Below are 20632 nucleotides of genomic sequence, written 5' to 3' on the forward strand. Positions count from 1 at the left end.
TATCAAAACCCGGTAGGAATATCTATAAAATGATATGGTATTGAAAACTTTTCTTCAATATGCTTTGCTACAGCTTTTACCCCTAAAGTCTCTGTAGCATAATGTCCTGCATACAGAACATTTAGTTTTTCTTCTTTAGCAATATGATACGAAACATGATTGCCTTCGCCTGTTATGAGCATATCTACTTTTTTGGCTATGGCTTCGTAAAGAAAAGAAGAACCAACACCTGAAACGATAGCCACTTTACGAATTTTTTTAGGCCCAAAATCGAGTAACCGATGGTTGGTCGCTCCTACTACACCTAGTATTTTTTTTGTAAGAATTTCGCGATCTACTGCTTTTTTAAACTTGGCCTCACAACCAATGCCTTTCCCAAATGGACCGATAACTTCCATATCTAAAAGCTTTGCAAGCTGTGCATTGTTACCTAACTCAGCGTGAGCATCAAGTGGTAAATGCACAGCGTAAAGAGCGATATTATTTTTTAGTAAAAAAGCAATTTTGTCGCGATGAGTTCCTTTTATGAGAAGACTTTTGTTCCAAAACAACCCATGATGCACGATAAGAATCTGCGCTTGCTTTATTTTTTTAAAAGTTTCCATACAAGCATCAACTGCAATGGCAACTTTTTTGACTTCTGTGTTACCACTATCTACTTGTAAGCCGTTTTGAGATATATCTTCGAATTCTCTGATATTTAGGTACTCATTTAGATGTTTCACCAGTTTGTATAACTTCATATACTCTTTCCCTTACACAAATTGAAATAAAGTAATCGTCCACGATGCATTAATAAGCGGCAGCAAGTAACTGAGTGCTATCAAAGTAAGAGCAGAATAAACTCCTGCAAGCAAATCATCCGCTAAAACTCCAAATCCATGCGGAAAAACCTCTACTTTACGAATAGGATAAGGTTTTCCACCATCGAATATACGAAAAGCAATAAAACCTACTATGGCAACAATAACAGAAGGCTGAAACCACATTACTGTTAAGAAATAACCTGCCACTTCATCAATCACTACTTTTTGCGGGTCTTTGGTTTTATAATAATTTTCGGCCCACTTGCCAATAAGAATATTTAAAATAGATGCGCCAAGCATACATGCAAGGAGTACATAAAAGTTGATAACATTAGTAAAGAGAAGAATAAAGTATAGAACCATCGCTCCTACAGTGCCAGCAGTACCGGGCATTTTAGGGCTGTTACCCAAAAAGAAAAACGTGGCAATTATCTTACAAAGAAAATCCATTTTACTTCCTTTTTTGTATGGATTAGGGCATAAATGCCCTATTCAAAAATAATAACTTCTTTTGTCCAAATTTCCATAAATTTGTGCTTAGACATATATATCTTGCCTTGTAAAGGATCTCCAATTATTACTTGTTCATTCTTTGTCATACCAAAGAGAACCATCACATGATTTACGTAACTACTATACTTTGTGTCGACAATACATGGCTTTTTTATCGTTGCTAGCTCAGACCATGTTGTATAACGAACGCTTGCCGAACATTTTATTTTTTGCATACTGGCAAAGTCAGAGATTCCCTTTAATATCCGTAGTGAAGTTGTTCCCCACAATGTTGTAGTATGTGACAAATCAGTCATTTGTTGTTCGTCTGTATCAAGTCCATTAGAACGTAAAACAGTGACTAAGCAAGCAGGACCACATGTAGAAGGTGTAGATTGCATGCAAACACCATCTACCATCTTAAAAGTACCACATTTAATAACTGGCATAACCATCCAACTTGAATAAATCACTTGATATCCTATTAATAAAAAACACATCGCATGCAAAGCTTTTACCGTAAATTTACTATCAATACTTCGAGTGCAAATGGCAAAAAAGAATACTGCGAATGGCACAAAGGCCCCTTTTTCAAGATATATTGCAATGTCTAGCGGTAAAAGTAGTGGTAACCATACTCTATAAATACGCAATCCTTCGAAAAGAAAACATAGACATAGCGAAATAATAGCTAAAAATAGTACTAATTTCTTATCTTTTTTAGCAAGAAAAACCCCTATAAAATAAAACGCAAAACTGACAACAATAAGCATAAAAAAAACAACTATTTTCATTCGTACTTCCCTTTGTTTATTTCCAAAAAGAAATACACTCCTTGTACTTTTTCAACAAGTAAATTTATTTGCAGTGGGTTTTTGCATTTTTGTTGGTGTACTATCTTTTTGTTTAATACAAACGTCAGTGAGTTATTTTGATAGGTAATTTCATATGAAAAAACTTTAGGACCGTTGTGGGTTTTTGAAGATAAAATTTTTCGCTTTTTTCCTTCTTCATTTATATTCACAACAGAGAGATTTGAGCTTATATTTTGTATGGTAATACCGTATGAAAGTTCAGGACAGTCAATAACTACACCATACTTGCGATCTTTCGGAGAAAGTGATTTTATAGTACCTATAACCATCCATGGCGCTTGCGGAAGAGCACGAAAAATTGATCCACTACCAACACCTATGACTCCTTTATCTTCTTCAGATGGAGCCCATGATGACGCACCATTTCTTTCCCAACCTTGTAGTCGATTTAGGTAGTCTTCCTCAAACAAAACAGTATTAGAACTATCCCACTTTACTTTTTTTATAACAAACTGTTTTGGTGTTATATTTTTGCTGGTGTTTTTATCGGTAGCATTAGAGGTATTTTGCTGCGCGTTATTCTCAACATTTGTTTGAGAAGTATTTTTCAAATTTTCGTTTTTTGTAGAATTAACGTTATTATTTCCTGACTTTAAAAAAAACACAGTGACAATTGCCAAGAAAATAATTCCTGCAACAATAGCAATGTTATTATTTTTTTTATCCGATTTACTTGTATTTACGAGTGCTTTTCCATCGCAAAAATCAATAATCTCAATATATGATTGAGGGCGATTTTCAGCTTTAGAATTTAGTAAATATTCAATAAATTGCGATGTTCTCTCTGAAATATTTTCATTTCTATTCTTAATCGAAGGAAATGGGCCTTGCGTTTTTTCATGAATCAAAGCTAAAAAATTGCGAGTGCTAAACGCACGGCTCGCACTCAACATAAAAAATAGCACACACCCCAAGGCATAAATATCAGCGCGATAATCAACTTCTTCTTCAGCATTAAATTGCTCTGGAGCCATATTCGATGGAGTTCCGATAATACTTCCTTCTTGGGTAATATTTCTATCGTTATTATTTGTTTCGCTGTAACCTTTTGCCAATCCCAAATCAACTAGCTTTACACGATAAGGGAAATTAGCATCAAATGCTGTGCTGGTACTGCTGTCAACATTAATTTTTTCTAATAGAACATTTTCGCATTTAATATCGCGATGCATAATCCCTTTTTCTTGTGCATATTCAAGAGCACCAGCTAATGATTTAACCACATACAATGCTTGTTTTTCACTAAGAAGGCCATTCTTTTTAATGTACTGATGTAAATCCATTCCCTCAATAAATTCCATTACAATATAGCAATATCCATTAGTTACACCTGCATGATAACAGGAAACTATATTAGGATGAGCCAAGTTAGCAAGGATTTGTGCTTCTCTTTTAAAACGCTCTTCAAAAGTGCTATCTTCTACAGGTTTCATTACCTTTACGGCAACGTCGCGCTCAATATATGTTTGTCTACCTTTGTAGACAACTCCCATTCCCCCTTCTCCTAACACATCGATAATATCGACATCGGGAATTACGAAGTTACTGCGATTGAGTTTAGCTGTATCCTTAGATGATCCTCCGTTTACGGGAGTTTGTACCGTTTTTTGTTTTACAAAGGATGCCGTTTTCATTTCTTCATTGCCAGGTTTATCCATTCGAAAGCCTCATTTTTGAGATAAAGTGTCTATTTCTGCGAGTAAAGTAGATACTGTTGGGCGATCAACGATCCCTTTTCCTACATAAGCATACTCTATTTTTCCATCTGTTGTAACAATCATAGAAGTTGGTTTTGCTAAACTACCTTCTATAGTAAGTTTCTTAATAAGTTCAAGTTCTACATCTAGAACAATTGGAAAAGGTGCTTCGTAATCTTCTTCTAACGTTTCTAAAACAGAAGTAAAAACGGGTATAGATTCTGCTCTACCAGGATACACTAATATAATCTGAGCATTTTTTTCATCAAATTTATTCACTGATTTTGATAAAGCTAGAGTTTGAGCTGAACATGCTAAACATATTCCTCCTGCAAACCCTCGTAAAATAACTAAAATAATTTTTTTCCCTTGGTAATCTGCAAGGTCTAGAACATCACCACCACTGCCCAAAAAACGAGTTACAGGCAAATAATTTCCAACAAGAGCATTTGGCGTAGCTATCTGTTTTTTTGATGACGAGAAACGCTTTTGTAAATTCAAAGTAGCGCTTTTTTTCTTGCCTTTTATATCGCCAAGAGAAAGAAAAACATTACGAAGATTAAATTTTTGCTGCGTTATGGGAGCAATATTAAATTTGGGGCCTATAGCGATTGCACTATCGTCCGACATTCCAAGGTCTTTTTTCTCCATAGGAGTTGAGGTTTCAAGGTCTTTTTTCTCCATAGGAATCGACGTTTCAAGGCCTTTTTTCTCCATAGAAGTTTCGTGGATTTCTTTGTCTATGACAGTCTGATTATCCCCGTTTTTATTAGCAGTTTCAGTTATTTTTATTTCTTGTTGTACATTTTCTTTCCATACAGTTTCTTCTGAAGTATTATCCTCACTATTTTCATTGGACGGTTGCGAGTTTTTCTTTTGTAAATTAGTTTCTGTTACCTGTTTATTTTTTTCATTTTTTATTTCACCTTGATCTATATTTGAATTATTTGGTGACACGGACTGGTTTACACTAGGTGTAGAACAAGCTGCGAAAAAAATACAAATAACAATATAATATGTTTTATTGTGCAACATTTGCTTCCCCTTAATGATGCTCGTAAATTTTAAATTCAGCACAGTTAAATAACCAAGCTTAAACATGTTCGAAACAACTCAGTTAGAATAAAACATTGTGTGAATTTTACAAAATCTTAAGCACGTCATCAATTACATTTAAAATGTGGACTTATTTTAGAATACGTTTATAAACTATTTTCTCACTTCAAATTAAGAGACTAAGTGACCCGCCAAAAATATTTATCCATTGGCATTTTGTTCTTTTAACCCCTAGCTTTGTTGCCCCTTAGTTACGCAGCTGTAACTGCGCGTCCTCGCGCCGCACTAGAGAATAAAAGCCCTGCACTAAACGGGCAACTACTTTTGTCAGATTACTTAAGTCTCTTGAGTATTAAGGCACGCCTATATTTATCAAGCTCTCTTTACTCTTAATATTCAAATTTTGTACTAACTTATAGTGTTCATAAAAAACTTTATCATTTACCTAAAAAAAATATTATTTTTTATTATTTTTTCAAACATTTCTTTTTGATCATTTGTTAATAACAGGTCAATTTGTTCTATTAAATTTAGCCATCGCCACTCTTTGCCACTAACGCTACAATGTAAATCGTTTGTGTAGTTTGAGTACAATAATTGTAATTCTTTCTTCTGTTGGTCGGATAAATCCAAATGAACTTGCAAAAAATAAGAATCTAAATGACAAAGTTGTTTAAATTCTGTTGAAAGCTTCACGGTTTTTCGGTTATCAAGTTCTCTTTTGTTTCCTTGAAAATCTAGGGACATTAAAAAAGAACTTACAAAAGTGATACAAAATGCAAAAGTTAATATATTTAAAATAGAATGTTTAAGTCGATACTGTAAAACACAAAATCCCATAATTCTAATCCTAACAATTAAATTACAAATATATGCTTCAATATTTTTATATGAAAACATTGGAGTAACAATCGCAAACGCGAACCAATATAAATTAGCACACACATCGTCAGTAATCATCAGCTTGAGAGAATCAATACTTTTAACTAGCCATTTAGATAATGTTTGCAAAAGAATTATTCTTTGTTAAGATGAGGAATCTCAATGAGATTATTAAAGATTTTGATATCTATCGGAAAGGATTTGTTGTGACTACACGTAGAGATTTTTTAATAAAAAGTGGGCAAGTGGTTGCTCTTGGAGCGGCAGGAGTATTTACCAGTTGCAATGCTGAAAGCACTTCTGGCGTTACTGTAGAACACAAACTACCAAAGCTTACATACAACTATAAAGATTTAGAGCCACATATCGATGCACAAACAATGGAAATACACCACAGTAAACATCACCAAGGCTATGTAAATAAACTAAACAAAGCTTTAAAAGGCCAAAATAATCTTCTGAATAAAAGTGTGGAAGAATTATTGAAAGATTTATCCTCTATTCCAGACAACATTAGAGACGGTATACGCAATAATGGAGGTGGGCACTACAACCATTCATTATTTTGGGAATCTATGCATCCTCAAGCTAAAAACCTAACCGATGGTAAACTTAAAAGCGCTTTACAAAAAGAGTTTTCCTCTATTGACAAATTTAAAGAAACTTTTTTTAAGCAAACAAAAAGCGTTTTTGGAAGTGGTTGGGGGTGGTTAGTTGTCAAAGACGGTAAATTACAAATTATCACAACTCCAAACCAAGATAATCCAATAAGTGAAGGTGCAACACCTATTTTGGGTCTTGATGTTTGGGAACACGCTTACTATTTGAAATATCAAAATTTACGTGGTGATTATATTAAGGCTTGGTGGAATATCGTTAATTGGGAAGTCATAGAAACAAGGTATGCCAAAGCTACCATGTAATACGCTTTTATAAACCTGTCCTAACAAATTTATAATCGGTAAAGCACAGAGGTCTGTTATAAAAAGGGTAGTGTTACACAAGTAAGATTACTAGAAATCCGAACAACGTTCACGCGCGTCGTTTTACGAATATCGTATATCCGATGTCCGTAAACGTTGGCCGCGAGCGTGAATATTAACAATTTCACATAGTAAAAAAACACTATTTTTATACATTTAGTATAGCCGTTACTTGTAGGAAAATACCATAAAAGCAATTATCACAGTTGGCAAAGATGTAGCAATGTGCTTTTGTAAAAAGTAGGAATCTCCATATGAGTACTTACTGCGATATAACGGTCCAAAATGAATGTTTTGATTCTTTTTTCTGGAGATTCATAAAGGGTTGTCCCTACATCCTTTATGGACATTGAATGGTTTTAATACTTAAATTATGGACTTTACATGCTTAGTAATGAATTTTCATATCCTTTGTGGTTTTTTATACGCTTTTTGTTAATTCTATTTATCGATAAAAAACTTTTTAATAGGTGTGAAAAATTATTAATTGCCTTTTTTTTTTCAACCGTTCCTATTAGTTACGCGCTAAGTTTTATTCATAGCCAACAACATTTTTTTCTATATGAAGTAATTATTATTATAACTTTTATACAAAAAAAATACTTTGGCACAAACACCTCTATATTTTTCACCGGTATTTTTGCCATGCATTGTATAGGACCGTTTTGCAAATTTATTTTTTTTACCCTTTACAATATAAAATTTCCAATTATGTACTTCCCTTCTGTATTGAATGTAGTGATAGATCCACAAAATATTTACTACAGCAACTTTTTGTTTTTGTTATATCCAATGCCTTTTATTGGTCAAAGTGATGAAAAATACCAAAATAATAGCTAATCGCTTTTCTCCTGCAAATACCAATCCTGTTTTTTTTTGTGGGCGACACAGAATTACCACAGAAATGTTTTTAGCGCTAAATAATTTCGAGCAAAGCACTTCTCATTTTCAAAAACATTTACACCTTTTAGTTGGCGCAAAAGGTACTGGTAAAACTGCTTTACTTAAACACCTACATAAGCAAATCATTAATTCAAAAGAAATGGTCAAATTTTTACCTATCTACGTTTGTATGAAAATGTGTGAAACAGAGAAGTCGATTTATTTAAGTATAGTGGCAGGTTTAGAACAATCGTGTAGGCAAAATCCATATCGACATCAACAACTAGAACGTGTTCTAAAAAAAAAGCTGTGGTTGAATGAAGCGAGCTTCATTGCACCTCACTTGACCCGTTATTTGCGTAAAGACATGACAGAATTCACTATCTTCGAATTCTTACGTTCCCTAGAGAAAAATCCTTGCTCTTATCCAATGACAGTAGATTTAGTTAAACTACTTCACTTGCTTGTCAACAAATGTTCCTTAAACATATTTATTACTTTTGACCACATGTTCAAAGCACTACAACAAGAAAAATTCCAAGAGCTTTTGACTGATTGTTTTAATGAAATAGAAAAATTCAACAGTCGTATTTTTTCGATAATTGCTATAGAAGAAGAAAATTTTCGCACTGTAAAAAATACTGCACTAGAACAAGAGCAAAGTGGTACTTCGCGATTACTACAACATAGCAATTTATCGCTTTTAAAAAGTGATATACATTTAACGAATAGCATTGATGGCATCATTAATTCTACAAAAGGAGGAGAACGATTTTCTGTTTTTGCAATTGCACCTAATTGCGGCTGGGAAAAAGTTACTTCTGCTTTTAAATCCAGACTTGTTGCTGAATTTGAAACTGTAACTCTCGAATGTAATACAGATAATTTCGAAACATTTCTACGAGAAGCATGCGATGTAATTACTGAAAAATGTGATAGCATAAACAAAGCCTCCTTCACTAGTACAAGTACTGCAAAAATGCTCAAGATAGAGATCCACCGAAAAACAGATCTCGATGAAGTAATAGCTTATTTTGGAAAGCTATTGACCCGTCTTGACAGCATTATTGGAGAGAAATTAGTTATTGTATTAGAGAATTATCAACAGTTTATCCAACAGCAAAGAACTTTTTCTACTATTAAGAAAAATAGTATAAAAGAGCAATTTTTGCTTCCATCACCGACTTTTATCAAATTTTTTAATGCGTTGTTTAACTATGTTTCTAATTGTAAAAATATCCATATCATTCCTGTTATGCAAATGCCCCTCCGTGAATATTCCTTTTATGAAAAGCATCTGGTTTCCAATATGTTATCTAATGCTAACATGTGGCAATTAGGTCCATTTTCTGATGAAAATACATCAATATTTTTAAGTGAGATTTTTTCGCGCTGTGGCCTTGTCTTACAAAACAAAACAATCACTAACATTTACCAAAAAACTAAAGGAAACCCTCTCTTACTTAATCTAGTTGGGTACTATGTTATTTCTTTAATAGAAAAACATTTAGTAAAAAATGATGTGTCTTTATTACACACCAATCTTATGACTAAAAACAAAATTAAAGATGGCCTACTTACTGTTGGTCAGTTAAAACAATACACTGACGAAAGAGTTCGTATCGAAGTCAACCAAATTTTTTGTCACAAAATTCAAGAAAAAACATTACACAGCATATACAGAGAGCTCTGGAATGATTTAACCGAAAAGACAAGTGCAGAAGTTATAAAATATTTATTAGAAGAAGATTTACTAAGCAGAGAAACAAAGAAAAAATACCTTAATGCCGAAAAAATATCTGAAACAACTAAATATCTGAAAAATGAAGGCCTCATCGAAGAAAAAGATAATATCATATTTATTCACGATGTGATTAGAGATACTTTTAAAGTCTACCAAAACAAATTTTCTAGTACTGAAAATGTAATAGCATCTCAACCTCAAAAGAAAATTTCATTTGACGCTTCTCAACAAATCATTCGTTTAAAAAACAAACATAAAATTAGCCCAACGGAAAAAAAACACCGCAGAGATATTGATCCGAGCACAAACAATGACACCAAAATTTTACATCTAGACTCTATGTCAGCAACAAATCACAACGAATTACTTGAGTACGTAACGATCCTAACTAAGGAAGGGCAAATTCCAACGCGCAGTGTCTTGGAAAAAATTTCAGAAAAAATCAACTTAGATGATGAAATAAGTTTGGGTTACTTAGGTATCTTATGTCAAAAAATATGCGAAAACACAGGTATTATAAACAACAACGCTACAATTGCAGTGATCAACAACTTCAAGCAACACAACAACCTCTATATTGCGATCAATAGTGCTTTTTGCAGTGAAAATATACTCAATGCTTGTATTATGGGGAAAAAATATGAACAACTGCATAAATTATACAAATTGAAGTATACTTTAGAACAATCACAAACCTATTTACAAAAAACTATAGAATTCTCTTTTCAGTACATTCAAACCTCTATTGTTCTTCAAGAAACACCAAAACTTATTTGCGAAACCATGTTCCTAGTATCACAAATCAACAATGAAGAATTGCAAAAAAACCTGTACAGTGTTGGAGAATACTATCATCGCTTTATTAATATTATTCACAATAAAAGTGATCACTGTACTGACTTGTTATTGGCAGAACAAATGCCAATACTTTTTCTACCTTATTTGATGAACTGTTGTGTAAATACTATTGAGCAGAACATTGGTGAAGCAACAAACATTGCTTGTTTACAACTATTACTACAATTTCCCCAATGCATAAAAAAACACCCTGCGCTTTTTCACAAAATATTGCCGATATTATCTACTCACACTAATACGAATGTTCGTTACTCTTTCTATGACTTCTTAATATATGCCATTCCAATGTTGGAAGTAGAACTGCGCAAAGAGGTGTTTATATTACTTTTAGATGCTTCGCAACAAGAACAACACAAAGTGCAAAGTAAAGTCATAGAGGTAATTAATAGTTATATTCTTCTAATGCCTGAGGAAGAGACATTTTTTTTACTTCAAAGTATGATAGAAAATGACAATTGCGATTTTGATGTTTGGGTTACCTTAATGCGTTTGTGGAACATTTTACCAGAAAACGCGCAAACAAGCCTTAAAGAATCGTGCGTGATTTTCTATGCACAAAATACAGAAAAATTTCAGCGACAACCATTAAAAGCTGTTCCATTTTTGCATCTAATTCAATCGGAACAAGAGCTATTATATAACTACATTCTAAAACAATTGTGTAGCAACGATAGTTCGATATTACCTCATATAAACAATATACTAATGGATATTGAACTTCAAAAGAATCAACAGCAAGATATTCGTAATTTACTAATCGATATTATAAAGTTGATACCAAAAAAAGAACAACGAGCTTATTTACTGTGTAATAAGTATTTCACTCCACAAGATTTAGATATTTTTGATCACAGCCTGGAACAAGTAGAGTATTTGAACTGCCAAATGCATTTTTTCGGTCAATATTCTTCAGAAGAACAGCAAGAAATAATCAACCAACTAAAACATCATTTAACAAGTAGTGTTCTACTTATACATAACTTGCACAAAATAACAATGTATTGTTCTGTGAATGATTTAGAAGAATTCATGCAAATATGTACTAATTTTATTAAAGAGAATGGCCCAGAAGACAAAATATCCCAAGAAATAATGCGTAATGCCAAATATTTATTCGTAAGGCTACCTCAAGAAACAAATGAGCTATTCAATGTCATCTTTTCTTATTTGCTAGATAGTAAATACTACATAAGCTACCCTGCGATATTAGAAGGTTTAAATTATTTTCCTAGTGATATTTCTTTGCGAGATATTCAACAAGCAATTAGTAATATTTTTAATATTCAACCTGTTTTTTCAGATAAAACAATACGTTATTTTTATGAATTTTTAGATTTAGCTCTTGGTTTTGGTTTGCGTTACAGTTTAGTCGAAAAAATACAGAAAGTTCTTGGTACTGGCATAAGAGATTATAAATACGCAGAAATCGCTATGCCAATTTATCTTAAGCATTTTCACAAATATGAAGAAGTATTCAGCCTCTTAGATATCTACCAGCTCAATGTACAAACGTGGCATATTGCATTTGCCTTTTTTAACATTTTTCCAGAGAAACTGGACAATGTTGCAAAATTAAAATCAAATTATGAACAAGTAAAAAATTTAGAAAACGTTTATCTAGAATACAAAATTATTGATATTTGTTATCGTTTAGGTGAGCAAACTCTTGCAGAAGAAAAGTTGAATTCTTTACTGAAAAATGCCATAATACCGTCTTACAAAAGACATGCACTACAAATACAACAAAAGTGGTCTATAAAACTACACTTAGACAACAATTATGTTACAAGTAGTCTTTCATTAAAAGAATTGATTTAAGGGATGTAGCTAAAGAAAGCGTCTCAACAAAAAAGCAAAGGGTAATTTTTTTGGTCCTTAGCTGTTAGTAAATTAAACGAAAAATACTTTTAGCCATTAAGGCTACTAGGTTTTACAAATTTGTACTATTAGGATTATATAATGTCTACCACTCCTTCGAAAAATATAGAAGTTTTTGAAAACCCACATCCACAAAGAGATTATTGGATTCATATTGACTCTCCAGAATTTACATGTCTGTGCCCAAAAACAGGCCAACCGGACTTTGCAACAATTCATATTAGTTACATACCAGATAAAAATTGCGTTGAATTAAAGTCTTTGAAGCTTTACTTGTGGTCTTTCCGAGAAGAAGGTGCTTTTCACGAAGCAGTAACAAACAAAATATTAGATGACATTGTTGCTGTTTGTAATCCAAGAGAAATCAAAGTTACAGGTTCTTTTTTAGCTCGCGGAGGAATTACAACATCTATTGTTGTAACATGGAAACAAGGTAGCAACTAAAAATTTTTAGGGCTTGAAAAAATAATATAACAAATTGTGCGCAGAAATTTTTCATTAGGCCGTGTTGACATTTTAAATGCACATAGTATTCTGTAAGTAGAAAATAACAGCGTCGGTAAATGAAAGAGTATTATTTTTTCCAAATCCTTAGAGTACGCTGAATATAAATTATTAGAGAGAAACATGAGAAAACGTACAAAAGCAAGGCAAATAGCTTTACAATTTTTATACCAAATAGACTTGAGAAGCGACGAAGTTTTGGATCAGCAAAGTGATTTTATCACAAGTACAGAGTCTTGTACGGAAGTAAAAAAATACGCGCTAGAATTGATAAACGGTTGTCGAAATTATTGGTCAAGTATCAATGATGCTATTACAAAAGTCGCTAAAAATTGGGATTTGTCAAGAATGGCAGTTGTTGATCGCACGATACTGCGTATAGCTGTCTACGAACTGCTTTACCGCAAAGATGTTCCGCAAAAAGTAGTGATTAATGAAGCGATTAATTTGGGAAAGAGATTCTCGACTGAGCACTCCGGAGCATTTATTAACGGTATTTTAGATAATTTAAAGAAAATGTAAATGTGTTTTATAAGGTTAGATTTATCTTCCTTATAACTTGACTATTTTAGAGATTAGCTTCGTTACTTTTTAGTTGCAGAACATGTGCTTTTAAGTGCCTTGCTACTCCCTAAAATAACTTCTCAATTCTAAAAAGCAACGCACTTTAATAAAAAAATGTATTGTTCAAAACTTGAATTAAAGAAGAGATGTTAAGAATTATTCATATCATCTAGCCAAAGCCTATCAAAGCAAGAAATGCACACCTAGAAAAACACGCGCATTACCAGAAAAACAGCTAATATAATTATTAGAAAAATAACTAATGATATGAGAGAGATTAATCCAACTAATTTCCACTTTGCATTTGATAAGACACGTTGTTCTGCGGAAGTAAAAAAATTATCAAACAGTTTGGGTGTTTTGTTTGCATTCTTTATTTTTTTTGATGGACGTATTGAATATTCTTGGACACTTGATTGGCGATATTGATCGTCTTTTTTAATGTGTATTCCTGTGTCAGTTTTTTGAACATTTAATTGTTGTGGAATTTTATCTTGTTGCTTTTTCTCTTGAATAGCGAAAGGCTCTTCTCCCTTTTTTAACAACTCAATATCAATAAGTAGTTCAGAGGGATTTTGATAGCGATCACCTACTGTTTTTGCCATCATTTTTTCAATGATTGCCGACAATCCATGCGACAGATCTCCTCGCTGTTGTTTTGGAGATGTAATCTTGGTACTTGACTTATGCAAATCAAGTACTTCCATGCTATTTTTACCTTTAAACGGTACCTCACCAATAACAAGATGATACAAAGTTGCTCCGAGTGAATAGATATCACTACGACTGTCTAGTTCTTCCACTCCTCTTGCAGCTTCAGGGGAAATATAAAAAGGTGTGCCCATTACAGCCCCTGTTAAAGTCAGGGATAAATCTTGGGCCCAGTTTCGCGCAAGCCCTAAATCACACAATTTTGCATTCTTGTTTTTTGTTAAAATAATGTTATCAGGTTTTATATCGCGGTGAACTAAGTTTAATCGTGTTGCCTGCTCTAATGCTGAAGCCATTTGTTCTATAATTTTAATCGCTAAATCTTCTTGTAAGATACCATTTTTCTTTACGTAACCACTAAGCGTGACTCCATCGACATACTCCATTATATAAAAGTAAAAGTCTTGGTCCGCTTCATAGCCAACATCAAAGCCTTTGACGATGTTAGGATGATTGAGCTTCTTACAAATCTCAGCTTCTTGAAGAAAGCGTTTAGCTGTAGATTTTCTTTTACCCAAGTGAGGAAAGAGCACTTTTATTGCAATTTCTTTGTTTTCCTCTATATCAACGGCCTTATAGACCTCTCCCATTGCACCTTCACCAAGCTTTGAAATAATCCTATACCCAGGAACAAAATCTTCATCTCCTCCTTTAAACTCTTTTATTAAGTCAGAAACAACAGTGCCATCGAGATAACCTTTTTCAGTAATTACTTTATCAATAGGAGACAGTATTCCTAAGTCATTCATGGCTTTTTGAACTTTAAAACATGTTTTTATATCATCTGAAGTTATGACTTTTTTATCAAAAACTAGAAATTTGGCGAAAGCTTCTTGATCTTTCTTATCAATACCCTTCATTCTAAATTCTTTCATAGAGTTGTTTTTGGGGAGGAGAAAAGCGTGTTCAAAAACTGAAATTTATGATTGCGCTAAATGTTTTTGTTAGCTATACAAAATATTGAATATTAACCTTCAGTTTCAAAGGTTATAAACTTTAGAAGTTTAGCAATTTACCTTAAAATACTCAAGGGAAAAATAACGAGGAAATAATCTAGCCTCACTTAACACCAATTTTTACTTGACATTTAACGTTAGTAGAGAATATAATTCAAAAAAATACCAAGGGGCGTACCATTGTATTAAAATAGTACTAAATAAAAAAAACAATGGCACGCCCTAAATACTTGGATGCAAGAAGCACAATTTTTAAAGCTCGAGGATTGTATGATTCTCGAGCTTTCTATTTGATTCTTTAATTTATCTGTGCTGTAAACAATTAGGACTCTAGATTAGAGGCAAAAGGTTATATTACCCACTAAACCGCGATGATTTAAATTCGATTGGGGGGCATAAATATGCAAGGGGACGTACTTAGATTAGTAGAAACAATCCACAAGAATAAAGCCATTGATAAAGAAATTATATTTCAAGGAATAGAATCAGCTCTTCAATCGGCAGCTCGAAAAAAATATCGTTCAGGCTCTGATGTGATTATTCATATTGATAGGCAAAATGGAGATATTATAGCATCTTCCAAAGATGGAGATAAAATAGAGCCACCTGAATTTGGAAGAATTGCAGCGCAAACAGCTAAGCAACTTATTATACAGAAAATTCGCGAAGCAGAAAGAGATGTAATCCATACAGAATTTATTCATAAAAAACGAAGCATTGTTACCGGTTCTGTTCAGCGTTATGAGCATAAAAACCTAATTGTAAATTTAGGGAAAACAGAGGGAGTTCTGCCCCCTAGAGAACAAATACTTGGTGAATATTATCGACCAGGAGATCGTATTCGTGCTTATCTACTTGATGTAAAAAAAATCTCTCATCGTGTAAAATTGATTTTATCGCGTACCCATCCTAATTTTATCAGGAAATTATTTGAACTTGAAGTTCCAGAGATTACTCAAGGGATTATTGAAGTAATCAATGTTGTTCGCGAAGCTGGGTATCGAACAAAAATATCTGTTGTAAGTAAAGATGATAAAGTCGATTGTGTTGGAGCTTGCGTTGGTGTAAGAGGATCACGCATAAAAAACATAATCGATGAACTTGGCGGGGAAAAAATTGATATTATACCTTGGAATAGTAATCCTGAAATGTTCATCGCCAATGCACTAAAACCAGCAGAGATTGAAAATATTTTTCTCGAACCTGAAAAGAAAAAAGCTCGCGTTGTTGTCGAAGATAGTCAACAACCACTTGCTATAGGTAAAGAAGGACAAAATGTTCGTCTTGCTGCTAAACTCTGCAAGTGGGATATTGATATTGTACCTCAAACAGAAGAAAAACAATTTTCAAAGCGAGCAACAAAAGAAAACGAAAGAAACGAAAGAAGCGAAGAAGAATAATATAAGCCAAAGCTATTTAGTTGTATTGTTGCCTTGCTAAAGTTATACTTAATCACTAAAAATATCCCTGTTCTAAAAGGGTTATTCAATATAAACATAGACAACATCCAAATATGCTTAATTGAATTACTTTAACACCAAAATCGTATATTGTAAGCAATTGAAAAATTGTTTACAAATTCCAGTTCAAACAGACCAAAAATAAATTAATATTTAATTTATTTAGGGGACCATATTATGAATGTTTAAACTCAGGAGGTAGAATGAAAACTCGAGTGTGGGAACTCGCTAAAGACTTAAATCTTACAAGTAAAGATTTGATGGCACTAGCGCAAACAAAAAAAATCGTATTAAAAAATCATTTGGCAAGCATTAGTAAAGATGAAGAAAAAATTTTACGTGGACTTGCACAAGCTCCCAAAAAAGAAAAAGATAAACAAGATTCTAAAAAAAGAAATATTCCAAAAAACAATATAAAAAAGAATGAGAATTTTGAGAAAGCAAAACAAAAGCAAGATTCATCGTCAAACAGAAAACAATCCAGACCTAGTGGAAATAGACAAGAAAATACATCTACAAGAACAAATGAGAACAAACACAAAAATCGCCATACAAAACCGGATACAAAAGAATCCAGAACGTTTTCTCAAAATAAAAGTGAAGAGCAAAATAAATCTAATGCAAAACCAACGCACTCAAAGCCTATGAACAATTCAAAATCAGGCGCAAACAACTCTAGATCTAGTGTGAGTAATAGTTCTAAAACACACACAGCCTATAATAATTCAAAAACAGGTAACAATTATAGAACAAACACAAGTAACAATAATTCTAAAACAGGCAATAATAGCTCTAGAACAAACACAAGTAACAATAGCTCTAAAACAGGTAATAATAGTCCTAGAACAAATAACACTAGAACAAACACAAGTAGTAACTCTAGAACAAATACCAGTAACAGCTCTAGAACAGGTAACAATAATTCTAGATCAAATACAGGTAACAACAATTCTAGAACAAATACAAATAACAGAAACCACAGAAACAAGTATGGTAATCAATATTCTTATAGACAAAGAAATCATAGAAAAAAGAGATATAAGGATAAAAACAGAGAACATCCAACAGCTGTTATTGATAAAAACAAAGAACATGAAGTCATTGCACCTATAACAATAAAAGATCTATCGCAAACTTTGGGAATAAGAAGTAATGATATTATAAAAACTCTTTTTACCAACTATGAACTGGCTGCGACTATTAACCAGTCTCTTGATGCTGATGTTATTGAGGCAATTGCTTTAGAGTTTGATAAAAAAATTAAAATTAAACACAGTAAGAATTTAGAGCAGACTGTGATCGAAGAATTGGAAGAAATAGAAGATAGTGAAAGTGATTTAGAAGTTAGAGGTCCAGTGGTCACTTTTCTTGGTCATGTTGACCACGGTAAAACATCTCTTCTAGATAAAATTCGCGATGCAAAAGTTACAGAAGGTGAAGCAGGCGGTATTACTCAGCACATTGGAGCATACAAGATAGCTTACAAAGGAAATCCAATTGTATTTCTTGATACTCCAGGGCACGAAGCTTTTACTTCTATGCGAGCTCGTGGAGCTAATCTGACAGATATCGTAGTACTTGTTGTTGCTGCCGACGATGGAGTTATGCCACAAACAGTAGAAGCGATTAACCACGCGAAAGCTGCTAAAGTTCCTATTATAGTAGCAATGAACAAGATAGATAAAGAAGGTGCAAAACCTGAAGCAACTATGCAGCAACTCACTAAGTACAACCTAATCCCAGATGAATGGGGTGGAGACACTGTTTTTGTAAAAGTTTCTGCCATTTCAGGTGAAGGTATAGATGAACTTCTTGAGTATTTGGTTCTTGTTGCAGAAATGCAAATTTTACAAGCAAATCCGCAACGTAAAGCAAGTGGAGCTGTACTTGAAGGCAAAGTAAAAGATGGAAAAGGTTCTGTGGCAACTTTACTTGTTCAAAATGGAACTTTAAAACGCGGAGATTTTGTACTATGTGGTGGGGCTTATGGTCGCGTACGTGATATTATCGACCACAAAGGGCAAATTATCAAAGAAGCTGGACCTTCTACACCAATAGAAATATCTGGTTTATCAGACTTACCTGAAGCAGGTGATAAGTTCTATGTAGTAAAGAATCTTTCGCAAGCAAAAAGCATTGCTGAAGATCGCAAAAAAGATACTCACGATAAACATCTAGAACAAGGTTCTAAAAAACTGAGTATTCACGAACTTATGAAGCAAATTCAGGAAGGCGAAGCTAAAGAATTAAATATTATTCTCAAAGCAGATGTTCAAGGTTCACTAGAAGCTCTTACCCATAAGTTAGCAGAAATTTCTCACGAAGAAGTAAAAGTTAGGATTCTTCATGCTGCTGCTGGTGGAATCAATGAAACAGACATACAACTAGCAGAAGTGAGTCAGGCTCTAGTAATAGGATTTAACGTAATACCTTCAAAAGCAGCAAGAGATTTAGCTGACGAAAAAGGTGTTGATGTCCATCGCTATAGTATTATATATCACTTGCTTGACAGCATTAAAGATATCATGACCGGTATGTTAGACCCTGAAATCCAAGAAAAAATCACTGGACACATTACTGTGCGCAAAGTAATTCGTATTTCTAGGTTAGGTAACATTGCTGGGTGCTATGTCACCGATGGTACAGTAGGCCGTCATGCAAAAATTCGCGTTAGTCGCAATGGAATTGTTCTTAATAAAGAAAAAGCACTTGATTTATTATCTTTAAAACATCACAAAGAAGACGTTGCAAAAGTCAAACAAGGATTTGAATGCGGAATTCGACTCCATGGTTTTGATGATTTTAAAGAAGGTGATGAGTTAGAAGCTTTTGAAATGATTGAAATTAAGAGAAAGCTAGATTAAGATGACTTTTGATCGCATATTTTTGATTATTTTAGACGGTGTTGGTGCTGGAGCATCTCCAGATGCTGATCAGTACGGAGATGAAAATAGCAATACTCTACTGCACGTTCATCAACATGTAGGATTAAAAGTACCAAACATGAGTCGTTTAGGTATGAGTAATATTATTCCTACAGAGAATAAAGCTGAAATAGGCGCTTGGGGAACTATGCAGGAACGCTCTCAAGGAAAAGATACAACGACAGGGCACTGGGAAATAAGTGGTGTAGTTTTGGATCAAGCATTTCCTACTTATCCCCAGGGTTTCCCGCAAAGTATTGTTGAGTTATTTTGTAAAAAAATAGCAAGAGGTGTACTTGGTAATTACCCAGCATCAGGAACTGCGATTATTGAAGAACTAGGCGATGAGCATGTTCACACTGGAAAACCGATTATCTACACATCCGCAGATTCGGTTTTTCAGATAGCAGCGCACGAAGATGTTATTCCACCTACAGAACTCTATGAAATGTGTAAAATTGCGCGCGAAATTCTTGTTGATGAACATTGTGTTGGCCGTGTTATAGCAAGACCATTCACAGGAAAAAGTGGTAACTATACAAGAACTTCTCGTCGCAAAGATTTCTCCGTAGAACCTCTAGGGATTACAATTCTTGATGCTCTGAAAGATAATAATCTTTCCGCTATAGGCATAGGAAAAATATCTGATATCTTTGCTGCAAGAGGCGTAACAAACAGTTTCCCTGAAAAGGGAAATGCTGCTTGTATGGAAAGCTTGTTTAAGTGTATGCAAGATAAGTTTCGCGGTTTAGTGTTTGTCAATTTAATTGATTTTGACATGTTATATGGACATCGCAATAATCCACAAGGTTTTGCTGAAGCATTAGAAACATTTGATAATCAAGTACCAGAGCTTATTTCAGCAATGACAGATAAAGATCTACTCATCATAACTGCAGATCATGGTAATGACCCGACAACTGCTACTACTGATCATTCTAGAGAGTATGTTCCATTGTTGGTGTTTCAAAAACAAATGTCTCAATCAATTTCTTTAGGTGTTAGAAGTACATTTGCTGATATAGCTAAAACTATAGATGAAAATTTTTCTTTAAATAAAATCAAACACGGCACTAGTTTTTTATCTTCAATCCAATAACTCTTCGATATTATCTAAACGTTATTTGACCACTGTTTTAATAGGTGGTCAAATAATGATCCAGTAAATTAGGCGTCGGGTCGAAAACAGGCGCGTTGGTTTTAGGTAGAGGGTTTCCTTTACCACTCTTTCGATTATAGGAACGGTTCTCATTTCCATCATGAATATGTTTCCAGTAACCGCCTCGTCAAACGCAGCATGCGTAGGGTAGACCGCCAACGAGTTACTCAAAAGAGTACTTTTCCAACGACCCCCTCCGAA

The 20632-nt window shown here is 33.7% G+C and carries 14 protein-coding genes; 7 read left to right on the forward strand and 7 right to left on the reverse strand.

Annotated elements, in window-relative coordinates; genetic code table 11:
• Nucleotides 1-2 precede the first annotated feature (2 nt).
• The 6 genes from UABHE_RS24505 to UABHE_RS24530 form a co-directional block, all read right to left on the reverse strand.
• Nucleotides 3-743, reverse strand: a complete 741-nt coding sequence (locus UABHE_RS24505) for a Nif3-like dinuclear metal center hexameric protein (protein ID WP_372365941.1) — start codon at nucleotides 741-743, stop codon at nucleotides 3-5.
• A 12-nt stretch (nucleotides 744-755) separates the two neighbouring features.
• Nucleotides 756-1256, reverse strand: a complete 501-nt coding sequence (locus UABHE_RS24510; protein ID WP_372365942.1) for a phosphatidylglycerophosphatase A — start codon at nucleotides 1254-1256, stop codon at nucleotides 756-758.
• A gap of 38 nt (nucleotides 1257-1294) precedes the next feature.
• Nucleotides 1295-2092, reverse strand: coding sequence for a cysteine peptidase family C39 domain-containing protein (locus UABHE_RS24515; protein WP_372365943.1), 798 nt, complete (start codon nucleotides 2090-2092; stop codon nucleotides 1295-1297).
• Nucleotides 2089-3831 (reverse strand): serine/threonine-protein kinase, encoded by a 1743-nt coding sequence (locus UABHE_RS24520; RefSeq protein ID WP_372365944.1) that lies wholly within the window; start codon nucleotides 3829-3831, stop codon nucleotides 2089-2091. Before UABHE_RS24520 ends, UABHE_RS24515 begins: the two co-directional genes overlap by 4 nt.
• Before the next feature lie 9 nt (nucleotides 3832-3840).
• Nucleotides 3841-4905 carry a peroxiredoxin family protein gene (locus tag UABHE_RS24525; RefSeq protein ID WP_372365945.1) on the reverse strand — a complete coding sequence of 355 codons (1065 nt, stop codon included), beginning with the start codon at nucleotides 4903-4905 and terminating at the stop codon, nucleotides 3841-3843.
• A 462-nt stretch (nucleotides 4906-5367) separates the two neighbouring features.
• The gene (locus UABHE_RS24530) at nucleotides 5368-5937 is read right to left on the reverse strand and encodes a hypothetical protein (protein ID WP_372365946.1); all 570 of its coding nucleotides are present in this window, start codon (nucleotides 5935-5937) and stop codon (nucleotides 5368-5370) included.
• 77 nt (nucleotides 5938-6014) lie between these two features.
• Here UABHE_RS24530 and UABHE_RS24535 point away from each other — a divergent pair, with 77 nt between their 5' ends.
• The 4 genes from UABHE_RS24535 (at nucleotide 6015) to nusB (ending at nucleotide 13179) form a co-directional block, all read left to right on the forward strand.
• On the forward strand, nucleotides 6015-6731 hold the full coding sequence (locus UABHE_RS24535) for a superoxide dismutase (RefSeq protein WP_372365947.1): 717 nt from the start codon (nucleotides 6015-6017) through the stop codon (nucleotides 6729-6731).
• Nucleotides 6732-7605: 874 nt separating this feature from the next.
• Nucleotides 7606-12093 (forward strand): hypothetical protein, encoded by a 4488-nt coding sequence (locus UABHE_RS24540; protein WP_372365948.1) that lies wholly within the window; start codon nucleotides 7606-7608, stop codon nucleotides 12091-12093.
• Between the two features lie 141 nt (nucleotides 12094-12234).
• Entirely contained in the window at nucleotides 12235-12597 is a 363-nt protein-coding gene (queF, locus tag UABHE_RS24545; RefSeq protein ID WP_372365949.1) for a preQ(1) synthase, read from the forward strand.
• 183 nt (nucleotides 12598-12780) lie between these two features.
• Nucleotides 12781-13179, forward strand: coding sequence for a transcription antitermination factor NusB (nusB, locus tag UABHE_RS24550; RefSeq protein ID WP_372365950.1), 399 nt, complete (start codon nucleotides 12781-12783; stop codon nucleotides 13177-13179).
• Between the two features lie 245 nt (nucleotides 13180-13424).
• Here nusB and UABHE_RS24555 read toward each other — a convergent pair whose 3' ends face one another.
• On the reverse strand, nucleotides 13425-14792 hold the full coding sequence (locus tag UABHE_RS24555) for a serine/threonine-protein kinase (protein ID WP_372365951.1): 1368 nt from the start codon (nucleotides 14790-14792) through the stop codon (nucleotides 13425-13427).
• 497 nt (nucleotides 14793-15289) lie between these two features.
• Between UABHE_RS24555 and nusA the strand changes: the two genes are divergently transcribed.
• From nusA to UABHE_RS24570, 3 genes are all read left to right on the forward strand, one after another.
• The gene (nusA, locus tag UABHE_RS24560; protein WP_372365952.1) at nucleotides 15290-16288 is read left to right on the forward strand and encodes a transcription termination factor NusA; all 999 of its coding nucleotides are present in this window, start codon (nucleotides 15290-15292) and stop codon (nucleotides 16286-16288) included.
• A 263-nt stretch (nucleotides 16289-16551) separates the two neighbouring features.
• Nucleotides 16552-19212, forward strand: coding sequence for a translation initiation factor IF-2 (gene infB / locus UABHE_RS24565; protein WP_372365953.1), 2661 nt, complete (start codon nucleotides 16552-16554; stop codon nucleotides 19210-19212).
• Nucleotide 19213: 1 nt separating this feature from the next.
• Complete coding sequence (locus tag UABHE_RS24570; RefSeq protein ID WP_372365954.1) at nucleotides 19214-20371, forward strand: phosphopentomutase; 1158 nt, start codon at nucleotides 19214-19216, stop codon at nucleotides 20369-20371.
• Nucleotides 20372-20632: the final 261 nt, after the last annotated feature.

The sequence above is a fragment of the Candidatus Uabimicrobium helgolandensis genome, assembly GCF_041508025.1.
GTDB classification, from domain to species: domain Bacteria; phylum Planctomycetota; class Uabimicrobiia; order Uabimicrobiales; family Uabimicrobiaceae; genus Uabimicrobium; species Uabimicrobium helgolandensis.

What these genes read in the sequence shown, in the direction of transcription:
- UABHE_RS24525 (WP_372365945.1), bottom strand. Translation starts at nt 4,905, where the DNA reads ATGTTGCACAATAAAACATATTATATTGTTATTTGTATTTTTTTCGCA.
- UABHE_RS24555 (WP_372365951.1), bottom strand. Translation starts at nt 14,792, where the DNA reads ATGAAGGGTATTGATAAGAAAGATCAAGAAGCTTTCGCCAAATTTCTA.
- nusB (WP_372365950.1), top strand. Translation starts at nt 12,781, where the DNA reads ATGAGAAAACGTACAAAAGCAAGGCAAATAGCTTTACAATTTTTATAC.
- infB (WP_372365953.1), top strand. Translation starts at nt 16,552, where the DNA reads ATGAAAACTCGAGTGTGGGAACTCGCTAAAGACTTAAATCTTACAAGT.
- UABHE_RS24505 (WP_372365941.1), bottom strand. Translation starts at nt 743, where the DNA reads ATGAAGTTATACAAACTGGTGAAACATCTAAATGAGTACCTAAATATC.
- UABHE_RS24540 (WP_372365948.1), top strand. Translation starts at nt 7,606, where the DNA reads ATGAAAAATACCAAAATAATAGCTAATCGCTTTTCTCCTGCAAATACC.
- nusA (WP_372365952.1), top strand. Translation starts at nt 15,290, where the DNA reads ATGCAAGGGGACGTACTTAGATTAGTAGAAACAATCCACAAGAATAAA.
- UABHE_RS24510 (WP_372365942.1), bottom strand. Translation starts at nt 1,256, where the DNA reads ATGGATTTTCTTTGTAAGATAATTGCCACGTTTTTCTTTTTGGGTAAC.
- UABHE_RS24515 (WP_372365943.1), bottom strand. Translation starts at nt 2,092, where the DNA reads ATGAAAATAGTTGTTTTTTTTATGCTTATTGTTGTCAGTTTTGCGTTT.
- UABHE_RS24520 (WP_372365944.1), bottom strand. Translation starts at nt 3,831, where the DNA reads ATGGATAAACCTGGCAATGAAGAAATGAAAACGGCATCCTTTGTAAAA.
- UABHE_RS24570 (WP_372365954.1), top strand. Translation starts at nt 19,214, where the DNA reads ATGACTTTTGATCGCATATTTTTGATTATTTTAGACGGTGTTGGTGCT.
- queF (WP_372365949.1), top strand. Translation starts at nt 12,235, where the DNA reads ATGTCTACCACTCCTTCGAAAAATATAGAAGTTTTTGAAAACCCACAT.